The organism is Ralstonia sp. R-29, from assembly GCF_049913345.1.
GTDB lineage: Bacteria > Pseudomonadota > Gammaproteobacteria > Burkholderiales > Burkholderiaceae > Ralstonia.
The window spans coordinates 1964101-1988050 of record NZ_CP184377.1; the positions used below are offsets into that span (position 1 = coordinate 1964101).

Here is a 23950-nt window from a genome sequence, read left to right on the forward strand (position 1 = left end):
TTGGCACCCCAACGGTCACCCACAGGCCCACCGAACAGATGCAAGACGCCCGCGGGGTACGCGGGCGCGGGTCCGAGGCGATTGTTCCGCCCCGGGTGATGCGTTTGTCGCCGCGAGCAACTGGCGCGCGGCGACGGGTATTACTTTGGCAGGTAGCCGTACACGCCACCGCCGCTCGTCTGCACGACCAGCGTCTGGCCGGCCACCACGGGTGCGGCGTTGATGGCGCTGCTGTCGGTCTTCACGCGGGCGACGAACTTGCCGTCGTCGCGCGAGAGGAAATGCAGCCAGCCCTCAAAATCACCCACGATGACCGCACGACCAAAGGCCAGCGGTGCCCCGAGGTCACGCCACAGCAGCGCGTCGTTCTTCCACAATTCTGCGCTGTTCGTTGCATTAAAGCCGTGGACCACAGATTTTTCATCCGCCGCAAACAATGCGTCGTCGTCCTGCGTCACGCCGGTCGGCGACGAAAAGTCACGTGCCCACTGTGGCGCACCGTTGCTGATATTGAAGCAGGCGATACGACCCTGGAAGCTCGCAGCGCAAACTTGCGAACCGCTAACCGACGGCGCACCGGTCACATCGTTCAGACGCTCGATTTCGGACACGCCACGCGGATACGACACGGCGGCTTCCCAACGCAGGCCACCGTTGCTGGCTGCCAGCGCACCCAGTTTGCCACCGGCAAACCCGAGAACGATGTTGTCACCGGCAAAGACCATCGGCATGCCGGTACGCAGGTTCAGTGCCGACGGCGAACGTTGATAGATCCACTTGCGCTCGCCATTGCTGGCGTCCAGGCCCAGGATGCGGCCGTCCGTGGTTCGCACGATCACCAGTCCCTGCCCCACCAGCGGCGCCGTCAGCACTTCACCGTTGACGGCAATCTTCCACTTCTGCGCGCCCTTCTCGTCAAAGGCAATCACGGCGCCCTTCTCACCTGCCACGGCGGTCAGCGTACCGTCGCTGCCGGGGCCGGTGGTCAGATCCGCATCGGCCTTGCCCTGCCAGAGCGTGCGGCCGGTCGAGCCTTCCAATGCAGTCACGGTGCCGTTAGCAGCCGACACGTAGACGTTATTGCCCGCGACTGCAGGCTGCATCACATAGCGACCGCTCTTGCCGACGCTCACGCTCCACACCTGACGCACGCCCAGAACCTGCTGTACTTCCTGCAGCTTGGCCGGCTCATGCTTGGTCTTGCTGCTAAACAGCGAACAACCGCCAAGGACAGCTGCTGCCGCCAGCGCTAGCACCGCCACGCGCGCCGATCGTGCAACACCGCGCGCGACACCACCCTGCTCAAGTGCGTGAATCATGAATTCGGAATCCTTTTGTTATGCGTTGAATTGCACGTGGACCAGGCCGATCAGGCGCCGCCCAGAGCATCCAGCTTGAACTGCACGATTTGGCGTGCCGAGGCATCCGCCGTGCCGAATTTTTCCAGCGCGAGCTTATAGGCAGCGCGGGCGTCTTCCGTCTTGTTCTGCGCAGCAAGCAAGTCGCCACGGCGATCGGCATACAGCGCAGCAAAAGCCGGAGCCACGTCGCCGGAGACTAGCGCGAGGCCCTGATCGTAGGCTTTCTCGTCCAGAAGCAAACCGGCCAAGCGCAGCTTCGCCAATGCCTTGTATTCATCGTCATGCGCGTGATCGACGGCCCATTGCAACTGCGCCTTGGCGCCAGCCGCATCGTTCGCTTCGTACAGCGCCTTGGCAGTGGCCAGCGCGGTCATTTGCGCATACGCGGTGCCGCCAAACTTGTCTTCCATGTCGCTCGCGGCGCGCTTGATCTTGTCAGCGTCCTTGCCATCGACGGCCTTCTGCACCTGTTCGTATAGCACAGACGCTTCGCCCGCCTGCTTGCGCTGCCAGTTCTTCCAGCCGAACCAGCCCGCCACGGCCAGCAGCACCACGATCGCGATCCACGTGATCACGTTGCCGTTGTCGCGCCACCAGTGCTTGAGGCTCTCTAGTTGTTCCTGTTCTTCGAGGTCGTAGGCCATGCTTTGCCGAGCTTGATATTGGAGTGAATCGCCGGGGTTAGTCGCTGCTTGCCACCATGGCATCGATCAGGCGGTCGACGAGCTGATCAGACGGCACGGTTTGTTGGGCATCCGCAGTCGGGTCACCACGTAGGGGCTTGATCTGCGCCACGCCCTGGGCGACTTCGTCGTCGCCAATGATAACCGCATAGGATGCGCCACTTGCGTCGGCGCGCTTGAACTGCGATTTGAAGCTGCCGTTGCGCCCTTCCGCTGACGCGTGAAGGATGACGTCGAGGCCGGCATCGCGCAGACGCTCGGCCGCCACCAGTGCCTGCACCTGCGCCTCATCGCCTTGGTGGACGATGTAGACGTCGCAGCCTTGCGCCTCGGGCTCCAGCTTTTCTTCGCGCAACAGTTCGATGATGCGCTCAACACCCATCGCCCAGCCGCAGGCCGGTGCCGCCTTGCCGCCGATCTGCTCGATCAGCGGGTCGTAGCGGCCACCGCCTGCCACCGTGCCCTGTGCGCCGAGCTTGTCGGTCGTCCATTCGAACACGGTGAGGTTGTAGTAATCCAGCCCGCGCACCAGACGCGGGTTGATCGTGAACGGAATGTTGTTGGCCTTGAGCAGCTTCTGCACGCCTTCAAAGTGCGCGCGCGACTCGTCGCCCAGGTAGTCGATCAGCTTGGGCGCGCCGGCGGCCATCTCCTGCAGCGCAGGGTTCTTGGTGTCGAGCACACGCAGCGGGTTGGTGTACAGGCGGCGCTTGCCGTCTTCGTCCAGGATGTCCTGGAAGCCTTCCAGATACTTGATGAGATCGGCGCGGTGCGCGGCGCGCTCTTCCGCCTGGCCAAGCGAATTCAGCTCAAGCTTCAGGCCGACCAGACCGAGGTCGTCCCACAGGCGCTGGCACATCAGAATGACTTCGGCATCGATGTCCGGGCCCGCAAAGCCAAGCGCCTCCACGCCCACCTGGTGGAACTGGCGATAGCGGCCACGCTGCGGACGCTCGTGGCGGAACATCGGGCCCGTGTACCACAGGCGCTTCGGGCCGTCGTACAGCAGGTTGTGCTCGATCACGGCGCGCACGGCAGCGGCGGTGCCTTCCGGGCGCATCGTCAGTTGCTCGCCGTTCAGCGCGTCGGTGAAGGTGTACATCTCCTTCTCGACGATGTCCGTCACCTCGCCGATGCCGCGCACGAAGAGTTGCGTCTGCTCGACGATCGGCGTGCGGATCTGCTGGTAGCCGTAGGCGCGCAGCATGCTGCGCACGGCGTTGTCGAAGTGCTCCCACAGCGGGGCGTCGCTGGGCAGCAGGTCGTTCATGCCCTTGACGCCGGCGATCTTCTGCACGCGTTGTTTTTGTGTATCGCTCATGATGTCACGTTAAAAGCCGGCCGCTTTCGTGGGCCGGCTTGTCAAATCTTGCTCGGAAGCCTTACGCCGTCTCAGTCTGTGCGCCGTAATGCGTGCGCACGTACTCATCGACGATGGTCTGAAATTCTTCTGCGATGCGCTCGCCGCGCAACGTCTTCACCTTCACGCCGTCAACGAACACCGGTGCGGCAGGCGATTCACCCGTGCCCGGCAGCGAAATACCGATATTGGCGTGCTTGCTCTCGCCCGGTCCGTTGACGATGCAACCCATCACCGCCACGTTCATCTCTTCAACGCCGGGATATTGCACCTTCCACATCGGCATCTGCTCGCGCAGGTACGACTGAATGCGCGCCGCCAACTCCTGAAACACCGTGCTGGTGGTGCGACCGCAGCCCGGGCACGCGATGACCATCGGCGTGAAATTACGCAGGCCCATGGTCTGCAGAATCTCTTGCGCGACGATGACTTCCTTCTCGCGCGGCGCACCCGGCTCCGGCGTGAGCGAGATGCGGATCGTATCGCCGATGCCCTCCTGCAGCAGCACCGACAGCGCCGCCGTGGAAGCCACAATGCCCTTGCTGCCCATGCCGGCCTCGGTCAAGCCGAGGTGCAGCGCGTAGGTGCAGCGACGCGCCAACTCACGGTACACCGCGATCAAATCTTGCACAGCCGAGACCTTGCACGACAGGATGATCTGCTTGCCGGGCAGGCCGAGCTCTTCCGCCTTCTGCGCAGACTGGATCGCCGAGGTAATCAGCGCCTCGACCATCACCGCACGGGCATCCCATGGCGTCGCGCGTTTAGCGTTTTCGTCCATGACGCGCGCAAGCAGGTCCTGGTCCAGGCTGCCCCAGTTCACGCCAATGCGCACAGGCTTTTCGTAGCGGCAGGCGATCTCGATCATCTGCGCGAATTGCGTGTCCCGCTTGGCACCCTGCCCCACGTTGCCGGGGTTGATGCGGTACTTGGACAGCGCCTGCGCGCACTCGGGATAGTCCTGCAGCAGCTTGTGGCCGTTGTAGTGAAAATCGCCCACCAACGGCACGTCCACGCCCATGCGATCCAGTTGTTCACGAATGGCAGGCACCGCCGCCGCCGCCGCCGGCGTATCCACGGTAATGCGGACAAGTTCGGAGCCAGCACGTGCCAGTTCCTTCACCTGGATCGCCGTGCCGATGGCGTCCGACGTATCGGTGTTCGTCATCGATTGCACGCAGACGGGTGCAGCGCCGCCCACATGGACGACGTTCGCACCCCAGCGGATTTCTGCCCCGCGCGAATTCCGGCGCGGCAGTGGACCAGCCAAGGCGGGTGCGCAATCGAGAGGCGTGGAGATTTCCATGATCAGACAAGGCGCCGTACCGGGCAGGCACAGCGCCATTCAGCAAAAACGGTTCAGGGCAGCGTGGCCCGTGCCACGCGGTTGCGGGCGTATTTCTGGAGGTCGATCGAAGCACCACCCACGGTCAGCGACTCGACCGCCTCGGCATTGCCGAAGACAACCTTGAACGGCGGCGTGCCACTCAGGTCGCGGGCGTCACCTTCTTTGGCGACGCCACTGGCGAGCGTCTTGCCCGACTTGTCCTTGATTTCGTACCACGATGCGCCGGAGAACCGCACCGAAACCGTGCCGCTACCCGCAGCCGCCTCGGTCGGTTTAACAGACTCACTGGCAGGCATGTTGACGTTGACAACAGCCGGCTTCGCGCCTTCCGCGGCCACTGCGGGTGCGGCCCCACTATCCGATCGCGGAAGTGTAGGCGGCGGCGCCAGGGGTGCAGTCACCACGCCTGAAGCAGGTGCAGACGGCGCTACGGGCGTCAGCGGAGTCGGCATCGATGCTGCCGATGTTTCGGACGGTGCCGATGCGGGCGACGGCGCCGCCTCCGTTGTCGCACGTTGTTCCGTCGGCGCGACTTCCTTCGTGGCGGGCTCTGCGGTTTGAGTGACGGCAGTCTGCGTCGCCAACCACTGCTTCAAGCGGTCCATGCCGGCCAATGCGCCGCCGGCCACCACCACTGCCACCAGTGCACCAATCAGCCAACCGCGGTTACCACGACGCTTGGCAAAACTCGGCTTGTCGGAGAACGACTCGCCCAAGCCGCCCTCGGGCCGCAAACCAATGTTGGCGACCGGAACACGGGCATTCAAGCGCGCCAGCTGGTCGTCAACATCGACCTGTAGCGCACGGGCATACGCGCGGATCAGCCCCTTTGCGAAGGTCATGTCGGGCAATGCTCCGACATCCGCCGACTCCACGGCCGCAAGCTTGCCTGGTGCGACCTTCAGGCGCGTGGCCAAATCCTCGACCGTCAGGCGTTGACGCTCCCGGCCGCCACGCAAGCGTTCAGCAATCTCACGCAACGCATCGTCGCGTTCCGGCGATGCGGCGCTGGGCGAACTCAAGGCAGACCCCGATCCCTGGGAGAGATCAGCAGCGCTTGCCACGTCGCGGTCAGTCATCCCATGCTCCTCGTTCGAAAGCCGCCTCTTCGGGCGCATTGGGGAAACGGCGCTGCAACTGTGCGCTCCATGCGTTCTGCTGCGAAGCGTCACCCAGGCGCCGCGCAATGCGGGCGCCCAACCAGAGGCTTTCGGCCGTCGGGTTGCGGCTATTGACGCGTTCGATGAACGGCATGGCACGCGCGTATTCGCGGCGCTTGTAGTACAGCTGCGCCAACGTTACGTTGGTCAGCGGATTGTTGGCATCGATATAGGTGGCGCGCGTGAGACTCTTCTCCGCGCCCTCCAGATCGCCCTGACGCATCTGGCAGACGCCCAGGTTGGTCCACGGCTTGGACGGGTTGCCGGCAGCCGGTGCCTCGATGGCCCGGCGCAACATCGCCATGCCCTGATCAGGCTTGCCACCCAGCCCGCACAGGAACCAGCCGTAGTTGTTTAAAAGGTCGCCGTCTTGCGGCGTCGCAGCCAACGCACTGCGAAAGCTGTCGTCTGCCTGCTCTCGTTGACCGAGATTCATATAAGCCAGCGCACGAATGTGATACGCATTCGGCACATTCGGATCGATCGCGATGGCGTTCTTGATTTCCTCAAGCGCCGTCGCGTTCTGCCCGGCTTCGAGGTATTGCATCGCCAACTGCAGCCGGATCCCAGCACGGCGACCGGCGTCGGCTTTCTCAGGAATCGTCGTGGGGTCTTGTGTCTGTGTCGGTGGCTGAGCCGGCGGCGGCGACACTGCACACCCGGCGGCTGCCAGCGTGAAGACCAGACTGACAGCAGTCGACCAACGCTTCATGCGGTACCCATAGGTTGAGTGGAATCGGCTCCCGGATTGGCGCCAACCACAGGAACCGAAACGATCTTGCCGAACTTGCCGCGCTCGGCCAGACGCGTGCGGTCCTTGACCTCGCCTGCAAGCTGACCGCAAGCCGCATCGATATCATCGCCACGTGTCTTGCGGATCGTGGTGACGATGCCCGCATCCAGCAGCACTTGCGAGAACCGGCGGATCTGCTCGTTGTTCGAGCGCTTCAACCCAGATTCCGGGAACGGGTTGAACGGGATCAGGTTGAACTTGCACGGCACGTCGGCCACGACGCGCAGCAGTTCACGGGCATGCTCGACGGTGTCGTTGACGCCATCCAGCATGCAGTATTCGAAGGTGATGAAATCGCGCGGCGCGAACTCGAGATAGCGGCGGCAGGCCGCCATCAGTTCCGCCAGCGGGTACTTCTTATTGAGCGGCACAAGCATATCGCGCAGCGCATCGTTGGATGCATGCAGCGACACGGCCAGCGCCACCGGCACGTCGCGCGCGAGGCGGTCCATCATCGGCACTACGCCGGAGGTGGACACCGTGACGCGGCGGCGCGACAGACCATACGCGTTGTCGTCCAGCATCATGCGCAGAGCCGGCACCACAGCGTCGTAGTTCAGCAGCGGCTCGCCCATGCCCATCATCACCACGTTGGTGATGACGCGGTCGTCCTTGGGGCCACGGCCAAGCTGTTTGCGCATGGCGAACTCGGCCATCCAGAGCTGACCGATGATCTCGCCTGTGCTGAGATTGCGTGAGAATCCTTGCTTGCCGGTCGAACAGAACCGGCAGTTGACGGCACACCCCGCCTGAGACGACACACACAGCGTGCCGCGTGTCTCTTCGGGGATGTAGACCGTCTCGACGGCATTACCCTGCCCCACGTCGACCAGCCACTTGCGTGTGCCGTCCGACGAGAGGTGATCGGAAATGACCGCCGGCGCCTGGATGTTGGCTCGGGTTGCAAGCTTTTCGCGCAGCGACTTGGCGAGATCGGTCATCTCGCCAAAATCGGACGCGCCCGACTGGTGAATCCAGCGCTGCAACTGCTTGGCGCGAAACGACTTCTCGCCCAGGCTCTCGCAGTACGCGACGAGGCCCTGTGCGTCGAAATCGAGGAGATTCACCACATCGTTCATGTCTTGCAACCTGAGAGCCGCCAGTTCCAGTCTAGTGTTGACGCTTAGCGGCTGTAAATGTTCAGACCCGGGAAGAAGAAAGCGACTTCCACGGCAGCCGTTTCAGCTGCGTCCGAACCGTGCACGGCGTTGGCGTCGATGCTGTCAGCGAAGTCGGCGCGGATCGTGCCCTTCTCAGCCTTCTTCGGGTCGGTTGCACCCATCAGGTCACGGTTCTTGGCGATTGCGTTTTCGCCTTCCAGCGCCTGCACCATCACCGGGCCCGAGATCATGAAGTCGACCAGATCCTTGAAGAACGGGCGCTCCTTGTGCACGGCGTAGAACTGCTCAGCTTCAGCGCGCGACAGGTGGATCATCTTGGCCGCGACGACCTTCAGGCCTGCGCCTTCGAAACGGGCGTAGATCTGGCCGATGACATTCTTGGCCACAGCGTCCGGTTTGATAATCGAGAGGGTGCGTTCGATCGCCATTAAAAACTCCAAAAAATGAAGGTGTTACGTGAAAGATAAACGTTAGATTCTAACACGGAGCGAGGCCAGGTTGAATGTCAAGCGGTGCACCCCGCCGGAGTGACCGATCATCGCGAAAGGCGGCCTGTCCATCACTCCAGTAGACTGCGGCGACAACTGCGGCCAAAGGCCTTAGGATTGCCTTATCAAGGGCACAAGAAGTCACCCCAACAGCACGTTTTCTAGTCGGATCATGCCCCAGGCGCCGGAACCGCGTGGCATCCTGTTCCCTCCAAGTAAGGACGATGCGGCTTGCAAAAGCACACTTCGGATGCCACATTCGGTGCGTCATCGTATTGTCTGCAATGTCATTCACCCAAGGAGTTCGCATGGACAACCAACTCAACACGTACGGTTTTGGCGCTTCCGGCACCGCCGGCGCGTTGGCCGTCCGCAACCGCGTGCTGCGCAATACCTATTGGCTGCTCGCGCTTTCCATGATCCCTACCATCCTCGGTGCGTGGATCGGCGTCGTCACCGGCTTCAGCCTGATGGCGCGCAACCCGCTGATCGGCTTCGTCGTCTTCATGGCTGTTGCGTTCGGGTTTTTCTACGCGATTGAGCGCTTTAAGAACAGCGGCGTGGGCGTAGCTCTGTTGCTTGGCTTCACGTTCTTTATGGGCCTGATGCTGTCGCGCCTGATCGGCATGATCCTGGGTTTCTCGAACGGCGCATCGCTCATCATGACGGCGTTCGGCGGCACGGCGATCATCTTCGGGGTGATGGCGACGGTGGCCACAGTCAGCAAGCGCGACTTCTCGGGCCTGGGCAAGTGGCTGTTCATGGGCGTGCTGGTGCTGATCGTCGGCTCGGTGGCCAATATCTGGCTGCAACTGCCGGCGATGATGCTGACGATCTCGGTGCTGGCCATCGCGATCTTCTCGGCCTACATCCTGTTCGACGTGCAGCGCATCGTGAACGGCGGCGAAACCAACTACGTGACCGCCACCCTGGCGATCTACCTGGACGTCTACAACATCTTCACAAACCTGCTGGCGATCCTGGGGATCTTCGGCGGCAATCGCGACTAAGCCACATCGCAGCGGTTAGCGAAACAAAAAACCGGCGCCTGGTGCGCCGGTTTTTCTTTGCCTACAACGTCTCGCTCAGTCGCGCTCGAATACTGCAATCGACTCGACGTGCGACGTGTGCGGGAACATGTTCACCACGCCTGCGCCGGCGAGTCGATAGCCGGCCTCGTGCACCAACAGACCAGCGTCGCGCGCCAGCGTAGCGGGATTGCACGACACGTAGACGATCCGCTTCGGCAAGAACTGCGTCGCCTCGCCCCCGCGTTGCGCAAGCTCAGCCAACGCCTTGGACACGGCCAGCGCGCCTTCACGCGGCGGGTCGACAAGCCAGCGGTCGAATTGACCCAGCGCGGCAATATCGTCCGCCGTGACTTCAAACAGGTTGCGGCACGCAAACGTCGTTTTTGAATCCAAACCGTTGTGTTTGGCGTTGGCGAGCGCTCGCGTGGTCAGCACCTCGCTGCCTTCGATGCCCATGACTTCGCGGGCGCGCGTGGCCATCGGCAGCGTGAAATTGCCGATGCCGCAGAACAGGTCGAGCAAGCGATCGCCCGGTTGCGCGTTGAGCAGTTTCAGCGCGCGCGACATCAGCACACGGTTGATCTGGTGATTGACCTGCGTGAAATCCGTCGGCTTGAATGGCATGGTGATGCCGAATTCCGGCAGCGTGTAGGTCAGCGAGCGATCCAGCGGGTAGAACGGATAGACCGTATCCGGCCCCTTCGGCTGGAGCCAGAACTGAACGTTGTACTGGTCGGCGAAGGCGCGCAGCTCAGCCTCATCCTGGGAGGTGAGCGGTTCCAGATTGCGCAGCACCAGCACCGTCACATCCTGGCCGACCGCGAGTTCGATCTGCGGCATGCGCTGGAAAATGGACAGACGCCCCACCAGCCCGCGCAACGGCACCAGCAGCGCCGACACCTGCGGCGGCAGTACCTCGCACGAGGTCATGTCGACCACATAGCTACTCTTGCGCTCGTGAAAGCCCACCAGCACGCCGCCCTTGGCCGCCACGTGGCGCACAGTCAAGCGCGCGCGATAGCGGTAGCCCCAGTCGGGCCCGGCGACCGGCCGGAATACGACGTCCGGACGCAGCTTGGCGAGGTGCCAGAGGTCGTCTTCCAGCACGCGCTGCTTGATCGCCACCTGCGCACGCGCATCCAGATGCTGCATCGAGCAGCCACCGCACACGCCAAAGAACTGGCACCGCGGCGTCACGCGCGAAGCGGACTGGCGCAAAATGCTCACCACACTCGCCTGCTCGTACGACGGCTTGACGCGGTGGCTGCGGTACATCACCTGTTCACCCGGCAGCGCGCCTTCCACGAAGACGACCTTGCCCGGCGTGCCATCCTCATTGGTGAGGCGGCCAATGCCCCGGGCCTCGCCATCGAGCGAGACGATGTCCAGCGGCCCTGCAATCGGCATCTCGGGCTTTTTGCGCCCGCGCGGCGCCTTTGCGGGCGCAGCCGTTGCTGAGTCAGGAGACGAAGGCGTGACGTTGGGTGCAGCTTGAGACACGGGCGAGCCTGGGGTGATTGAGGACAAGGGCGGCATTGTAAGACACCGGAGGACCAGCATGGGCACCGTCATCCTGACGTGGAACATCCAATGGGGCCGGGGCGTCGACGGGCGGGCTGATCTGGCCAGGCAACTGGCGGAAGCACGCGCGATTGGCGACTTCGACGTTTTGTGCCTGCAGGAAGTCACCGCCGGGTTCACCCATCTGCCAGGCGGGCCAAGCGCCGACCAATGGGGCGAACTCGCGGACACGCTGGGTGCGCAATACGCCGTGATCGGCGGGTTTGCGCTGGAGCGCAATGATGACGCACGCGTCCAGCGCTTCGGCAACGCGATCGCCACGCGGCTGCCGGTGCTGTATGTCGTGCGCCATGCGTTGCCCTGCCCGCCGGACACCACGCCCACCATGCCTCGCATGGCCATCGAGGCCGTCCTGCAAGCGCCGTTCGGGCCGTTGCGCATTGTCACGACACACCTGGAGTACTACTCCGAAACCCAACGGCTAGCGCAAGTCGATGCACTGCGCGCGATCCATGCTGAAGGCTGCGCGCGAGCGGCGCACCCGCCGATACTTGGGCCAGAGCCGGAAACTGGCCCATTTCGCCCGCTCGCGCAAACCACAGCCACCGTCATCTGCGGCGATTTCAACTGCAAGCCGGAGTCCACACCGAAACGCTTGCTCACGGTGCCATTCGCCCGCGAACCGGCGCTGCTCGACGCATGGGAAGTTGCTCACGGATCAACACCGCAACCGCCGACCTTCGGCGTGCACGACCGCACCGGCTGGACTAAGCCAGCCTACGCGTGCGACTTCATGCTGATCAGCGAGCCATTGAAGACGCGCGTGTTACGCGTCGAGGTGAGCAGCGCCACGCAGGCATCGGACCATCAGCCGATACTGCTGGACCTGCGAAACGATTGAAAACGAAGAAACGGAGCAGCGGCGCCTTACAGCACCGCGTCCTTGCGCACGCCCTGCGAGGCGAAATGCCGCTTGAGCTTGACCAGCGCTTCTTGCTGGATCTGGCGCACACGCTCGCGCGTCAGGCCCATTTCAGCGGCGAGTTCTTCCAGCGTCGCAGGCTCGATGTGGTTGAGGCCGAAGCGGCGTTCGACCACATAACGGTGCTTGTCTGACAGACGCGCCAGCCACGACTTCATCAGTTGCGACAACTCGCGATGTGCAACTTCCTGATCCGGCGAGGCGCCATGCTCGTCAGATAGAAAATCGAGCAAGCTCGTACCCGGATCGAGGTCGAACGGCGTATCAAGCGAGGTCGTGTGCTCGTTGAGTGAGAGCACGTCCTGCACCTCATCTGTCGTCTTGCCGAGCAAGTGGGCGATGTCCTCAAGGCTCGCGTCGCGGCCATCGACCCCGGACTTCTCCAGATGGCGCTTCGCGCGCAGCACCTGATTGAGTTCGCGAATCACGTGCACCGGCAGACGCACCGTGCGCGCCTGGTTCATGATCGCGCGCTCGATGCTTTGGCGGATCCACCATGTCGCGTAGGTCGAGAAGCGGAACCCGCGCTCCGGGTCGAACTTCTCAATCGCGTGCATCAAGCCGAGATTGCCTTCTTCGATCAGATCGAGCAGCGGCACGCCGCGGTTCAGGTATCCCTTGGCGATGCTCACGACCAAGCGCAGGTTGCGTTCGATCATGACCTGCCGCGCCGCAAACTCACCCGCCTTGGCCAGCGTCGAGAAATGCAACTCTTCGGCCGGCGTCAGCAGCGGCTTGATGCTGATGCGATTCAGATAGTGCTGAACGGTGTCGGCAGCAAGCTCAGCTTGCAGCACCTTGCGGAAGTCTTCCTCAGGGGCGGCTTCTTCTGCCTCCTCGGCGTCTTCCTCATCCTCGTCGGGCTCGTCGATCTCTGCGCTATCGGCGAGGTCCGTTGATTCGCGGACGGGCGCGTCGTCGATCAGCGTATCGACGACTTCGATCTCTTCGGACGGGGATTGTGTGGCGCCGCGCGCGCGCCGCCCCGCACGCCCGTTGGGGGCGCTTTGGCCATCTGCAGCGTCGATGTTGTCATCGGCGGGGGTGGCGGCGGGCGTGGCGGTCTTCTGGCGCGGCATGCATTCCTCTATTGAGGCGGAAGGAAGCGCATCGGATCGACCGGCTTGCCGTTGCGGCGCACTTCAAAATGAAGCTTCACGCGATCCGCATCGGTACTGCCCATCTCGGCGATCTTTTGCCCTTTCTTGACCGTGGATTGCTCGGTGACCAGAACCTTATCGTTGTTGCCGTAGGCGGTCAGGAACGTGTCGTTGTGCTTGATGATGACAAGATTCCCGTACCCACGCAAGGGTCCGACGTGGATCACTTTTCCGTCATCGGCGGCGAGCACCGCGTCACCGCGTTTGCCGCCAATGTCGATGCCTTTATTGCTCTTGTCATCAAAGCGATTGATGAGCGAACCGCGTGCGGGCCATGCCAATGCGATCGCGCTGTCGCTTGCCCCGGCAGCGGAGCCGGACGAAGCTGCCGTCGTCGGGTTGGCAGGCGAGGAATCAACCGGTTGCGTAGCCGTATTGGGCGGGCGAACCGGCGTAACGACGGCGCCACTGCTGCTGACGTCGGCGTTGGGCGGCACCACGCGGATCAACTGATCGACTTCGATCTGATTCGGATTGGCAAGGTTGTTCCAGGCCGTCAGATCACGCGCTGCCTGGCCGTTGCGCAGGGCGATGCTGTACAAGGTATCGCCGCGCTTGACGCGATAGTAGCCGGGGGGCGGCGGCTCCTGCGATGCAGCGCTCGCGCTGCCCGCACGCGAGGTGCGGTCGAAGACAGGTGCCTGGTTGCCGGAGGATGCGCAAGCCGCCAGCAGCGCGGTCGACACCATTGCCACAGCGAGCCGGCTGGCGCCGAAGCTTAGGCGATTCGAGCTTGGACGGGTCATGAAGCTCCGGGAAATGAACATGCTAAACAGTTCCTGATTTTAACGGGACAAAGAAAACGCCTTCAAGGGCAGTACTGTGAAACTGGAAGCGGCTGCTGCGCTCGATCAGCACGAGCTGCTGCGCTGGGCCGCCGCTGCGCTCGGTAGCAACAGGCGCGATCAAACGGCCACCGACGGCGAGCTGATCGAGCAGCGCCTGGGGGACTTCCATTCCGGCGGCGGCCAGGATGATCGCATCGAAAGGCGCCGCCTTGGGCAAGCCCAGCATGCCGTCGCCGTAGTGCAGGCGGATGTTTGGCACACGGAGTGGCCGCAAGTTCGCTTTGGCCTTTTCGTGCAGCGGGCGTACGCGTTCGATCGAATACACCTCATCGGCAAGCTGCGACAGCACGGCCGCCTGATAGCCGCAACCGGTTCCGATCTCCAACACGCGTGCGAGCGGTGCGCCTGGGCGCGCTGGCCGCTGGCGTATCAGCAGTTCGATCATGCGCCCCACTACCGAGGGCTTCGATATCGTTTGCTGGTGGCCAATCGGCAACGCCGAATCTTCATAGGCCTGCGAAGCCAGTCCGGCATCCACAAACAAGTGACGCGGCACAGAACCGATAGCTGCGAGAACGCGTGCATCGCTTACACCTGCCGCTTGGACCCGGGCGACCAACGCCTGACGTGCGCGATCCGATGCCATGCCGCCTGCCGCCGCGTGCGCTGCCTGCGTACGCGCCTGCACGGCGCTTGCAGCAACGGCCCCCACCGCGGCGTCGACGCCGGCAACGCGCTGCGGCGCGGGCGCCGAAGCAGACCCAGCCGCCACACGTTCGACCGAAGCGGTGCGTGCAGGCGTCGGTCGCGACACAGCGCTCACGCCGGACGAAATACGCGTCTCACGCTGACGCTCCACCGGCTTGCGCTCGACGACAGCGTCGAGCGGCAGAGGAAAGCGCCGGTCGCGCGAACGTTCAGACATGGGCCACCGTGGCGATCATGACGTCTGCCAGCGGCGCACAGCGCGCAATTGCGCCGTGTCGGTCAGATCGAGCTGCAACGGCGTCAACGAGACAAAGCCATTGGCGACGGCATGGAAATCGGTGCCTTCGCTGGCATCTTTCGCGTCGCCGGCAGCGCCAACCCAGAAGATCGGCTCGCCACGCGGATTGGCTTGACGGATCACCGGCTGCGACTGGTGCCGCTTGCCCAGGCGCGTCGCACGCCAGCCCGCAAGTTCGCTGTAGGGCAGATTGGGAATGTTGACGTTGAGCAGCACCGAGCCGTCAAGCGGATCGGCCAAATAGCGCTCCACCACTTCACGAACGACGCGCTCGGCGGCGTCGAGATGCGTCCAGCCTTTGTCGACCTGAGAGAACGCAATCGACGGAATACCGAACAGATAGCCCTCGATGGCGGCGGCGACGGTGCCGGAATAGAGCACGTCTTCGCCCATGTTCTGGCCCTGATTGATGCCGGAGACGACCAGATCGGGGCGCTCCTCGATCATGCCGGTGAGCGCGATGTGCACGCAGTCTGTTGGCGTGCCGTTGACGAAGCGGAAGCCCTTCTGGGCCCCCTCGGAGGCTTCGAATACCGACAGCGGACGCTGCAGCGTAAGCGAGTTGGATGCACCGCTGTGGTTCTGTTCCGGCGCGACCACCGTCACGCGGCCCAGGGGCTGCAGCGCGCGGTGGAGCGCGGCGAGCCCCGGCGCGAGGTATCCGTCGTCATTGGCGATGAGAATATGCATGGCGCGGATTGTAACCGAGCAACGTTCATGAATCGCGTTCATCCGCACGTTGTACGCGCTTACAAAAATGCATTGCCAAGACGCTCGAAAGCGGCACTAAAGATGGGGCATCATCGAATCGAACGACCGTGCTTTTATTCGGTTACACTGCCAGACGAAATCGCGTAAGAAGCGCGCGAGATGACGAACAATCCAACGCTAGATTGATCAGGAGACACACCATGAAAACCGTCGTCTGCAAAACCTGGGGCCCGCCCGAATCGCTGGTGATTGAAACGTTGCCGGACCTGGCGCCTGGCGCCGGCGAAGTCGTCATCGATGTGAAGGCCGCGGGGGTGAATTTTCCCGACGTGCTGATCATCCAGAATAAATATCAGTTCAAGCCGGAGCTGCCGTTTACGCCGGGCTCGGAAGTCGCGGGCGTGGTCAATGCGGTGGGCGAAGGTGTATCGCACGTAAAGGCCGGCGACCACGTGATCGCCTTCCTGGGCCACGGCGCGTTTGCCTCGCAAGTGAAGGCATCGGCCAAAGTGGTGATGCCGATGCCGCCCGGCATGGCGTTCGATACCGCTGCGGCGTTCACCCTCACCTACGGTACATCGCACCACGCGGTGATCGATCGCGGGCAACTGAAGGCCGGCGAGACGATGCTGGTGCTGGGCGCGGCGGGCGGCGTCGGGCTGGCGGCGATTGAAATCGGCAAGGCGATCGGCGCGCGCGTGATTGCAGCGGCGTCCACCGACGAGAAGCTCGCTGTCTGCAAAGACCACGGTGCGGATGCGCTCATCAACTATTCGACCGAAGACCTGCGCGAGCGCATCAAGGAACTGACCGATGGCAAGGGCCCCGACGTGATTTACGACCCGGTGGGAGGCATTTACGCGGAACCGGCGTTCCGTTCGATTGCCTGGCGCGGCCGGTATCTGGTGGTGGGCTTTGCCAACGGCGAGATCCCGAAGATGCCGCTGAACCTGGCGCTGCTAAAAGGCGCATCGCTGGTGGGCGTGTTCTGGGGCGAATTCGTGCGCCGCGAGCCGAAGGCGAATCTGGCGAACATGATGCAGATGCTCGGCTGGATGCAGGAAGGCAAGATCCGCCCGCATATCTCGGCGCGCTACCCGCTGGAGCAGACGACGCAGGCGCTGCTCGACATGGCGGCGCGCAAGGTGACGGGCAAGGTGGTGATTCAGCCGTAAGCGCCGTCAACAGGAAAAAAGCCGCGCGGGCAGCAAACCCAGCGCGGCTTTTTCTTTGGCGGACATTGATAAAACCTGTTCACGATCCGTAGCGAGCGGCTCGAGGTTGGCCCGAGAAACGGAGCCGTACATGGGTACGGCGAGTATCGCAGGGTCAAGATCGAGGCGCGCAGTGGGATCGGGGACAGGTTTTCAGGCCGCTTCTTCCAGCGTCGGGTAGTCGGTGTAGCCCTTTTCCTGGCCGCCGTAGAACGTCGAGCGATCCGGCGTATTGAGCGACGCGCCTGCACGGAAGCGCGCCACCAAGTCCGGGTTGGCGATGAACGGACGGCCAAACGCAACCGCATCGGCCAAGCCCGAGGCGACCATCTGTTCGCCCTCTTCCGCCGTGTAATTGCCGCACACGATCAACGTGCCCTTGAAGGCGTCGCGCAGTTGGCGGCGGAAATCGCTAGACAATTCCGGGCCACCCGCCCAATCCGGCTCGGCGATGTGCAGGTAGGCGACACCACGCTTGGTCAGTTCGCGTGCCAGGTACAGCGCGCTTTCTTCAGCTTGCGCATCAGCAATATCGTGTGCAACGAAATGCGGCGACAGGCGAATGCCGACGCGGTCTGCGCCGATCTCGACGATAGCGGTGTCGACCACTTCGAGAATCAGTCGTGCGCGATTTTCCAGCGAGCCGCCGTATTGATCCGTGCGCTGGTTGCTGTTGGTGGAAAGAAACTGGTGCAGCAGATAGCCATTGGCGGCGTGGATTTCGACAAAGTCGAAACCGGCGCGACGTGCACGCAGCACAGCCTGGCGGTATTGCGCGATGACGCCCGGAATTTCTTCCGTGGCCAGGGCGCGCGGCTCGCTGGTCGGCTCGTTGCCGGGGGTGCCGTCGGGGTGGACGACGAAACTCTGCGCGCCCTTGGCGACGATGGCCGACGGCGCCACCGGTGCCTGGCCGTTTTCCTGCAGCAGCGTATTGGAGATACGGCCCACGTGCCACAGCTGTTGCGAGATGCGGCCACCCTTCGCGTGCACGGCGTCCACTACGGCCTTCCAGCCGGCTTCCTGCGCGTCGGTGTACATGCCAGGCGTCCATGCATAACCCTGGCCCTGGCGGGAAATTTGCGTCGCTTCCGTGACGATCAGGCCGGCGCTGGCGCGTTGCGCGTAGTACGTCACGTTCAGCTCGGTCGGTACATCGCCGGGTTGGCCAGCGCGTGAACGGGTCAGCGGCGCCATGACAACGCGATTGGCAAGGGTCGTATGACCGGCCTGAACGGGGGACAGCAGTTGTTGGGTCATATCAGCTCCTAGAAAAGGGACTATTCGACCGGTCATCTAGAACCGGAGTGAAAGAAAAAGCGAGGAACGCGCCTCGCTGGCAAAGCATTTCGACTGCGATCAATGTGCAGGTTTGGCCAACAGGACTTCGGTTTGCGCCACACAGCTCTGGAATGCGTCCACCGTTCGGTGCGCCTTGGCCAGCAGCGCGCCGCCCATCCACATTGCGTACAACCCTTCTGCCAGGCTGCGGGCGTCTGCCACCGGAGCCAGCGAACCGTCGGCCACAGCGGCCTCGATGGCCACGGCAATGCGATCGACCATCCGCGTCATCCCTGTCGACAAGACTTTGCGCATCGGCTCCGACAAATCAGACACCTCCCCCGACAACTTGACCGCCATGCAGGTAACCTCGCACGCGCTGCGCTCATGCAGATCGATCCAGGCGGCGAAATAGCGCAATAGCCGTTCGCGTCCGGTCAAGCGCGTGTCGTTGAACAGGCTGACAACGCCGGCGTCGTAGTCCTGGAAATAGCGCTCCAGCATGGCAACGCCAAAGTCTTCCTTGGACCCGAAGTAGTAATAGAACGAGCCCTTGGGCACCTGCGCGCGGCCGAGAATCTCCGCGAGCCCCACGGCTGAAAACCCACGCCCGAGGATCAGCTCGGCACCGGCGTCCAGAATGCGGTCGCGGGTGTCATGCCGGGCTTCGGCGCCTTCAGCGGTGACGGGTTCGGGATGTTTGCTCATGATGGACGGCATTGTAGTAGACCGACCGTCTAGTTGCATGACCCTGCTGCATACAGGGTCGATGTGACGATTCCGTCTTCAGAGTTTTTCCGTTTCGCCGGTCTTGGGCTGCCAGCGCATCAAGCGTTTTTCCACCAGGCCGACCAGCCAGTCGAGCACCAGCGCAAACACCGTCAGCACAACGATGCCCGCAAACACGGTGTTGATGTCGAACGTGCCTTCGGCCTGCAGGATCAGATAACCGACACCGCGCGCAGAGCCGAGGTACTCCCCCACCACCGCGCCCACAAAGGCCAACCCCACCGACGTATGCAACGACGAAAACACCCAGCTCGTCGCACTTGGCAGATAGACGAAGCGCAAAAGCTGCCGCTGCGATGCGCCCAGCATGTGCGCATTGGCCAGCACCACCGGGCTCACTTCCTTCACACCTTGGTACACGTTGAAGAAGACGATGAAGAACACCAGCGTCACTGCCAGCGCGACCTTCGACCAGATGCCGAGCCCAAACCACACGCCAAAGATCGGCGCCAGGATCACGCGCGGCATCGAGTTGGCGGCCTTGATGTACGGATCGAGCACGGCGGAGGCAGCCGGGCTCAACGCAAGCCACAACCCTGCGCCGAGGCCGGTAGCCGTACCGATGACAAACGCCAGGACTGTCTCGGCCAGCGTCACGCCAAGGTGTTGATAGATATCGCCTTCGGTCACGAACCATGCCCAGATGCGCTGAGCAACGATGAGCGGTTCACCGAAGAAGAATGCGACTTCCTGCGTGCGCGTGGCGAAGTGCCACACACCCAGCGTGACGACCAACAAACCAAGCTGCCAGCTGCGCAGCGCGAATGGGGAAAGCGGACGATTAGCCATGGGTACGATCGATCAGATTCCGTTCAAGCGACGCGACGGTGTTGCGCATAGCCCTTGAGCACTTCTTCGCGCAGCACATCCCAGATGCGCGAATGCAAATCGACAAAGCCGGCCTGGTCGCGGATCTCGGCCACATCGCGCGGGCGCGGCAGGTCGATCGTGAACTCGCCGATCGGGTGCGTGCCCGGGCCCGCTGCCAGCACGACCACGCGGTCGCTCATGGCGATGGCCTCGTCCAGGTCGTGCGTGATGAAGAGCACGGCCTTGCGCTTGGCGGCCCAGAGGTCCAGCACTTCGTTCTCCATCAGCTGGCGGGTCTGAATGTCGAGCGCGGAAAACGGCTCGTCCATGAGGATGATGTCGGGATCGAGCACCAGCGTTTGCGCCAAGCTCACGCGCTTGCGCATGCCGCCCGACAGCTGATGCGGATAGCGGTCTTCAAACCCGGACAGGCCCACGCGGGCCAGCCACGACATCGCCAGATCGCGCGCCTCCTTGTCGGGCATGCCGCGAAACTCCAGCCCGGCCAGCACGTTGTCGAGCGCGCTGCGCCATGGCATCAGCGCTTCGGCCTGGAACATGTAGCCGGCGCGGCGGTTGATGCCGACCAGTGGCTCGCCAAACACCCTCACCTGCCCGGAAGACGGTTGCAACAACCCCGCCGCTAGATTCAACAAAGTGGATTTGCCGCAGCCGGTCGGGCCGACCACCGAGACGAACTCGCCGGCCTGCACATCCAGCGTCGTGTTCTGCACGGCGGTGTAACGCTGGCCGGGGTTGTCGGGTGAGAGGAAGGTGCAGGTGATCTGATCGAACGAAAGCGCGGGATGGGGCATGGGGAATCGTCCAAAGCAATGCGCCCGGTGGGGACCGGGCGCATCGTGAAACTCCGAAAGGCTTACTTGTACTTGGCGTTGGCCTTCTGCACGAAGGTGTTGGTGAAGGTCTGGTCCAGCTTGATCGGCTTGCCCTTCACCTCGGCGTCAAATTCCGCGATCGTGTGCAGCGCCGTGGCCGGGCCGTCGGCTGGCATCGTGCCATCCGGCGAGATGGCCTCGCGCACCTTGTCCCACGCGGCCAGGTACAGCGCGCGGTCACCCAGCAGATAGGCTTCCGGCACGGTTTTCACGATGTCCGAGGGGCCCGCCTTCTGCAACCACTTGAGCGCACGCACCATGGCGTTGGTCATCGCCTGCGTGGTGTTCGGGTTCTTCTGGATGAACGCGGTGGAGGCATACAGACAGCCAGCCGGCATGTTGCCGCCGAACACCGCCTTGGTATCGGCCAGCGTGCGGGTGTCAGAAATCACGCGCACTTCGTTCTTCTGCGTGAGCATCGACATCACCGGGTCCAGGTTGGCCAGCGCATCGATCTGGCCTGCGCGCACGGCGGCAATCGCACCGCTGCTCGGGCCGACGCCGATGATCGACACCTCGTTCGGCTTGATGCCGGCGCGCGCCAGCACGTAGTTGACCATGATGTTGGTCGACGAACCCGGCGCGGTCACGCCGATCTTCTTGCCTTTCAGATCGGCGATCGACTTGTAGTTGGGCATCGTCTTGTTGTTGACGGCCAGCACGATCTGCGGGGCGCGGCCTTGCAGCACGAACTCCTGATACATCTGGCCCTTGGCCTGCAGTACCAGCGTGTGCTCGTACGCGCCGCTCACCACGTCAGCGCTGCCACCCACCACGGCCTGCAACGCCTTGGCACCGCCGGCAAAGTCGACGATCTCAACATCTAGGCCTTCGTCCTTGAAGTAGCCCAGGCGTTCGGCAATCGTCAGCGGCAGGTAGTAGAACAACGCCTTGCCGCCCACGGCGATGGTGACCTTGCTCTTTTCAGGTTTGCCCTGCGCCAGAACGGCCGGGCTCGCAGCCAGCAGGCTCGCCGCGCACAGGGCAGCGCCCATCCATTTTGCCCAGCGGCCGATGCGTCCTGTCCCCATGCTCGTCTCCTGAAATGCGTTGTTCTGCGGCGGTGATTGCCTCGGCGGCGATATTACCGCAACGGTTTGCAACACAACATGCGGGATGGTCCTAGCTACTGAGTGCTCAGCGCTCAGCCCTTGGCCTCGGCGACGATGCCTTGCGACACCAGCGCGTCGATCTGCGCGTCGGTCAGACCATGGCCGCGCAGCACGTCGCGCGTGTGCTGGCCCAGGCGCGGCGCGCTCGCCTGCACGGCGCCTGGCGTGGCCGACAGCTTGGGCACCACGCCCGGCATCTCGACATCGATGCCCGACTGCGCCCGCACGGTTTCGATGACGCCGCGCGCGCGGTAGTGTGGGTCGGCGGCAATATCGGCGATGGTGTAGATCGGGCCGCTGGGCACTTCGGCCTCCTGCAACGCGACCAAGACATCGGCGATGGGCAGCGTGCCCGTCCAGGCGTTGATGGCAGCATCGATTTCCTCCGCGCGGGCGGCGCGGCCATCGTTGCGTGCGAGGCTTGGATCGTCGGCCAGATCCTGCCGCCCCATCTTCAGCATCAGGCGGCGAAAGATGTTGTCGCCGTTGGCGGCGATCAACACATACTCGCCGCCCGCACAGCGATACGCGTTGGACGGCGCGATGCCCGGCAACGCCCCGCCCGCCGGCTGGCGGATCGCACCAAACACCGAGTACTCCGGCAACAGGCTTTCCGTCAGATTGAACACCGATTCATACAGCGCGACGTCGATCACCTGCCCCTTGCCGCCACGCGCATCGCGTTCGTACAAGGCCAGCAGCACGCCCAGCGCGCCGTGCAGGCCGGCAATCGTATCGCCCAGCGACAGGCCCGCACGTGCGGGCGGACGCCCTGGCTCGCCGGTCAAGTAGCGCAGGCCGGCCATGGCCTCGGCAATCGCCGCAAAGCCGGGCTCGTCGCGCTTGGGGCCGGTCTGGCCGTAGCCCGACACGCGCAGCATGATCAGCTTCGGGTTGATGGCGGAGAGCGCCGCGTACGACAGCCCCCACTTCTCCATCGTGCCGGGGCGGAAATTTTCAATCAGCACATCGGCCTCGGCGGCCAGCTTGCGCACGACGTCCTGCCCTTCCGGCACGCGCAAATCCACGCAGACCGACTGCTTGTTGCGCGACTGCGCCTCCCACCAGACGGACGTGCCCTCATGCAGCATCCGCCATTTGCGCAGCGGATCGCCCTGCCCCGGCGGTTCGATCTTGATGACTTGCGCGCCAAAGTCGGCGAGTGTCTTGGCGGCAAACGGGCCCGCAATCAGTTGCCCGAGTTCGAGCACGCGGATGTTCTGCAAAACCTGTGTCGACATGGTGGTACGAAGCACGTTGAGTTCAGAGCGCGGCAGGATTGCCGAGCAGATGGGCCATCAAGAGGCGCGCGGAGCTGGTCAGCGCATCGGGGTCGCGCACGCCGACGAGCAGGCGGCGATGCGCCCATTCGTCATGCAGCGGCACCAGCGCGAGGCCAGCGCCCGGCAGGCTCGACACATGTCCTTGCGCCGCAATGCGCGGCAGCACGCCCACGCCCAGACCGGAAGCAACCATGCGGCAAACGGCCTCGAAGCTGCGCACCTGGATGCGCAAACGCAGCGGCTTGCCCAGGCGCTGACTTTCCTCGAGGAGTTGCGCGGCCAGCGACGTGCCTGGCGGCAGGCTGACGAAATCGAAGTCCACCGCATCAGCAAAGCTGACCTGCTTGCGCCCGGCCAGCGGATGGCCACGCGGCGTGACGAGGGCGAGATCGTCCTCGCGGTAATCGAACGATTGCAGCCCCTCGCACGGCGTGCCGGCCGCGAAGATGCCGAGGTCCGCCCGGTTCTCGCGCAGCGCGGCGACGATATCGCCGCTGTCCTGCTCTTCCAAGGCGATGCGGATGGCCGGATTGGCGAGCATGAAGGCGGCCAGGTCATCGGCCAGAAACTGCGTAATCGACGAGGTGTTGGCCCACACGCGCACCAGCCCGCGCGTGCCGGCGGCAAAGTCCGACAGCGCACCAGCCATGCGTTCCACGTCCTGCAGGATGCCGACCGCGTGGCGAAAGCACGCCTGCCCCGCCTCGGTCAGTTCCACGCCGGCGGCATGCCGATACAGCAGCGGCGCACCCACGGCGGCTTCCAGGTCGGAAATCCGCTTGCTGGCCGCAGCCACAGCCAAGTTCGACTGCCGCGCGCCGGCCGAGATGCTGCCCAGCCGGGCCACCGCCACAAACAGGCCGAGGGTGACAAGATCGAAGCGGGCGAGGTTCATCGTGGACGCAGAAGGTGGGAAATACACAACATCGATGCGGCATCGAGGCACGTTCCGTGCGTGTTTCATCCGGCCGTCACCCGCCCACGGTTACCATGGCGGACTTTTGGCCGTCCCCGATCCAAGAAAAGGATTCTAACGGCCTTCGCCCCCCTTG

At 63.6% G+C, this 23950-nt stretch carries 23 protein-coding genes; 3 read left to right on the top strand and 20 right to left on the bottom strand.

Annotated features, from left to right (window positions below):
• Nucleotides 1-140: 140 nt before the first annotated feature.
• From bamB to ndk, 8 genes are all read right to left on the bottom strand, one after another.
• A complete protein-coding gene (gene bamB / locus ACN9M1_RS09165) occupies nt 141-1319 on the bottom strand; it encodes an outer membrane protein assembly factor BamB (RefSeq protein WP_426393749.1) in 1179 nt (392 codons plus the stop codon).
• A 50-nt stretch (nt 1320-1369) separates the two neighbouring features.
• Complete coding sequence (locus tag ACN9M1_RS09170) at nt 1370-2005, bottom strand: YfgM family protein (RefSeq protein WP_426393751.1); 636 nt, start codon at nt 2003-2005, stop codon at nt 1370-1372.
• Between the two features lie 37 nt (nt 2006-2042).
• Nucleotides 2043-3365: a histidine--tRNA ligase gene (gene hisS / locus ACN9M1_RS09175; RefSeq protein ID WP_426393753.1), complete on the bottom strand. Its 1323-nt coding sequence runs from the start codon at nt 3363-3365 to the stop codon at nt 2043-2045.
• Between the two features lie 61 nt (nt 3366-3426).
• A complete protein-coding gene (ispG, locus tag ACN9M1_RS09180; RefSeq protein ID WP_426393755.1) occupies nt 3427-4710 on the bottom strand; it encodes a flavodoxin-dependent (E)-4-hydroxy-3-methylbut-2-enyl-diphosphate synthase in 1284 nt (427 codons plus the stop codon).
• Between the two features lie 53 nt (nt 4711-4763).
• Nucleotides 4764-5831: a RodZ domain-containing protein gene (locus ACN9M1_RS09185; RefSeq protein WP_426393756.1), complete on the bottom strand. Its 1068-nt coding sequence runs from the start codon at nt 5829-5831 to the stop codon at nt 4764-4766.
• Complete coding sequence (pilW, locus tag ACN9M1_RS09190) at nt 5824-6624, bottom strand: type IV pilus biogenesis/stability protein PilW (RefSeq protein WP_426393758.1); 801 nt, start codon at nt 6622-6624, stop codon at nt 5824-5826. Before pilW ends, ACN9M1_RS09185 begins: the two co-directional genes overlap by 8 nt.
• The gene (rlmN, locus tag ACN9M1_RS09195; protein WP_426393759.1) at nt 6621-7784 is read right to left on the bottom strand and encodes a 23S rRNA (adenine(2503)-C(2))-methyltransferase RlmN; all 1164 of its coding nucleotides are present in this window, start codon (nt 7782-7784) and stop codon (nt 6621-6623) included. The genes pilW and rlmN overlap by 4 nt, the downstream gene beginning before the upstream one ends.
• Before the next feature lie 44 nt (nt 7785-7828).
• Entirely contained in the window at nt 7829-8254 is a 426-nt protein-coding gene (ndk, locus tag ACN9M1_RS09200) for a nucleoside-diphosphate kinase (protein ID WP_199031140.1), read from the bottom strand.
• Between the two features lie 368 nt (nt 8255-8622).
• Here ndk and ACN9M1_RS09205 point away from each other — a divergent pair, with 368 nt between their 5' ends.
• The gene (locus ACN9M1_RS09205) at nt 8623-9324 is read left to right on the top strand and encodes a Bax inhibitor-1/YccA family protein (protein WP_426393762.1); all 702 of its coding nucleotides are present in this window, start codon (nt 8623-8625) and stop codon (nt 9322-9324) included.
• A 75-nt stretch (nt 9325-9399) separates the two neighbouring features.
• On the opposite strand, the gene rlmD is transcribed toward ACN9M1_RS09205, so the two are convergent.
• Nucleotides 9400-10752, bottom strand: a complete 1353-nt coding sequence (rlmD, locus tag ACN9M1_RS09210) for a 23S rRNA (uracil(1939)-C(5))-methyltransferase RlmD (protein ID WP_426398841.1) — start codon at nt 10750-10752, stop codon at nt 9400-9402.
• A gap of 151 nt (nt 10753-10903) precedes the next feature.
• Here rlmD and ACN9M1_RS09215 point away from each other — a divergent pair, with 151 nt between their 5' ends.
• A complete protein-coding gene (locus tag ACN9M1_RS09215) occupies nt 10904-11767 on the top strand; it encodes an endonuclease/exonuclease/phosphatase family protein (RefSeq protein ID WP_426393764.1) in 864 nt (287 codons plus the stop codon).
• A gap of 26 nt (nt 11768-11793) precedes the next feature.
• On the opposite strand, the gene rpoS is transcribed toward ACN9M1_RS09215, so the two are convergent.
• Genes rpoS through surE form a run of 4 tightly spaced genes read right to left on the bottom strand, consistent with a single transcriptional unit; the run spans nt 11794 to nt 15492 of the window.
• On the bottom strand, nt 11794-12927 hold the full coding sequence (rpoS, locus tag ACN9M1_RS09220; protein ID WP_426393765.1) for an RNA polymerase sigma factor RpoS: 1134 nt from the start codon (nt 12925-12927) through the stop codon (nt 11794-11796).
• Between the two features lie 8 nt (nt 12928-12935).
• Nucleotides 12936-13775 (bottom strand): peptidoglycan DD-metalloendopeptidase family protein, encoded by an 840-nt coding sequence (locus ACN9M1_RS09225; RefSeq protein ID WP_426393767.1) that lies wholly within the window; start codon nt 13773-13775, stop codon nt 12936-12938.
• 1 nt (nt 13776) lies between these two features.
• A complete protein-coding gene (locus tag ACN9M1_RS09230) occupies nt 13777-14721 on the bottom strand; it encodes a protein-L-isoaspartate(D-aspartate) O-methyltransferase (protein ID WP_426393769.1) in 945 nt (314 codons plus the stop codon).
• A 15-nt stretch (nt 14722-14736) separates the two neighbouring features.
• Complete coding sequence (surE, locus tag ACN9M1_RS09235; protein WP_426393770.1) at nt 14737-15492, bottom strand: 5'/3'-nucleotidase SurE; 756 nt, start codon at nt 15490-15492, stop codon at nt 14737-14739.
• Between the two features lie 221 nt (nt 15493-15713).
• On the opposite strand from surE, the gene ACN9M1_RS09240 reads away from it, so the two are divergent.
• Entirely contained in the window at nt 15714-16688 is a 975-nt protein-coding gene (locus ACN9M1_RS09240; protein WP_426393772.1) for an NADPH:quinone oxidoreductase family protein, read from the top strand.
• 192 nt (nt 16689-16880) lie between these two features.
• Here ACN9M1_RS09240 and ACN9M1_RS09245 read toward each other — a convergent pair whose 3' ends face one another.
• The 7 genes from ACN9M1_RS09245 to ACN9M1_RS09275 form a co-directional block, all read right to left on the bottom strand.
• Entirely contained in the window at nt 16881-17987 is a 1107-nt protein-coding gene (locus ACN9M1_RS09245) for an alkene reductase (RefSeq protein WP_426393774.1), read from the bottom strand.
• A 99-nt stretch (nt 17988-18086) separates the two neighbouring features.
• The gene (locus ACN9M1_RS09250; protein WP_426393775.1) at nt 18087-18716 is read right to left on the bottom strand and encodes a TetR/AcrR family transcriptional regulator; all 630 of its coding nucleotides are present in this window, start codon (nt 18714-18716) and stop codon (nt 18087-18089) included.
• A gap of 78 nt (nt 18717-18794) precedes the next feature.
• The gene (locus tag ACN9M1_RS09255; RefSeq protein ID WP_426393777.1) at nt 18795-19586 is read right to left on the bottom strand and encodes an ABC transporter permease; all 792 of its coding nucleotides are present in this window, start codon (nt 19584-19586) and stop codon (nt 18795-18797) included.
• 23 nt (nt 19587-19609) lie between these two features.
• The gene (locus tag ACN9M1_RS09260; protein ID WP_426393779.1) at nt 19610-20422 is read right to left on the bottom strand and encodes an ABC transporter ATP-binding protein; all 813 of its coding nucleotides are present in this window, start codon (nt 20420-20422) and stop codon (nt 19610-19612) included.
• 62 nt (nt 20423-20484) lie between these two features.
• Nucleotides 20485-21534 carry an ABC transporter substrate-binding protein gene (locus tag ACN9M1_RS09265; RefSeq protein WP_426393780.1) on the bottom strand — a complete coding sequence of 350 codons (1050 nt, stop codon included), beginning with the start codon at nt 21532-21534 and terminating at the stop codon, nt 20485-20487.
• Between the two features lie 113 nt (nt 21535-21647).
• Nucleotides 21648-22856, bottom strand: coding sequence for a CaiB/BaiF CoA transferase family protein (locus tag ACN9M1_RS09270; RefSeq protein ID WP_426393782.1), 1209 nt, complete (start codon nt 22854-22856; stop codon nt 21648-21650).
• Nucleotides 22857-22878: 22 nt separating this feature from the next.
• Entirely contained in the window at nt 22879-23793 is a 915-nt protein-coding gene (locus ACN9M1_RS09275; RefSeq protein WP_426393784.1) for a LysR substrate-binding domain-containing protein, read from the bottom strand.
• Between the last annotated feature and the right edge of the window lie 157 nt (nt 23794-23950).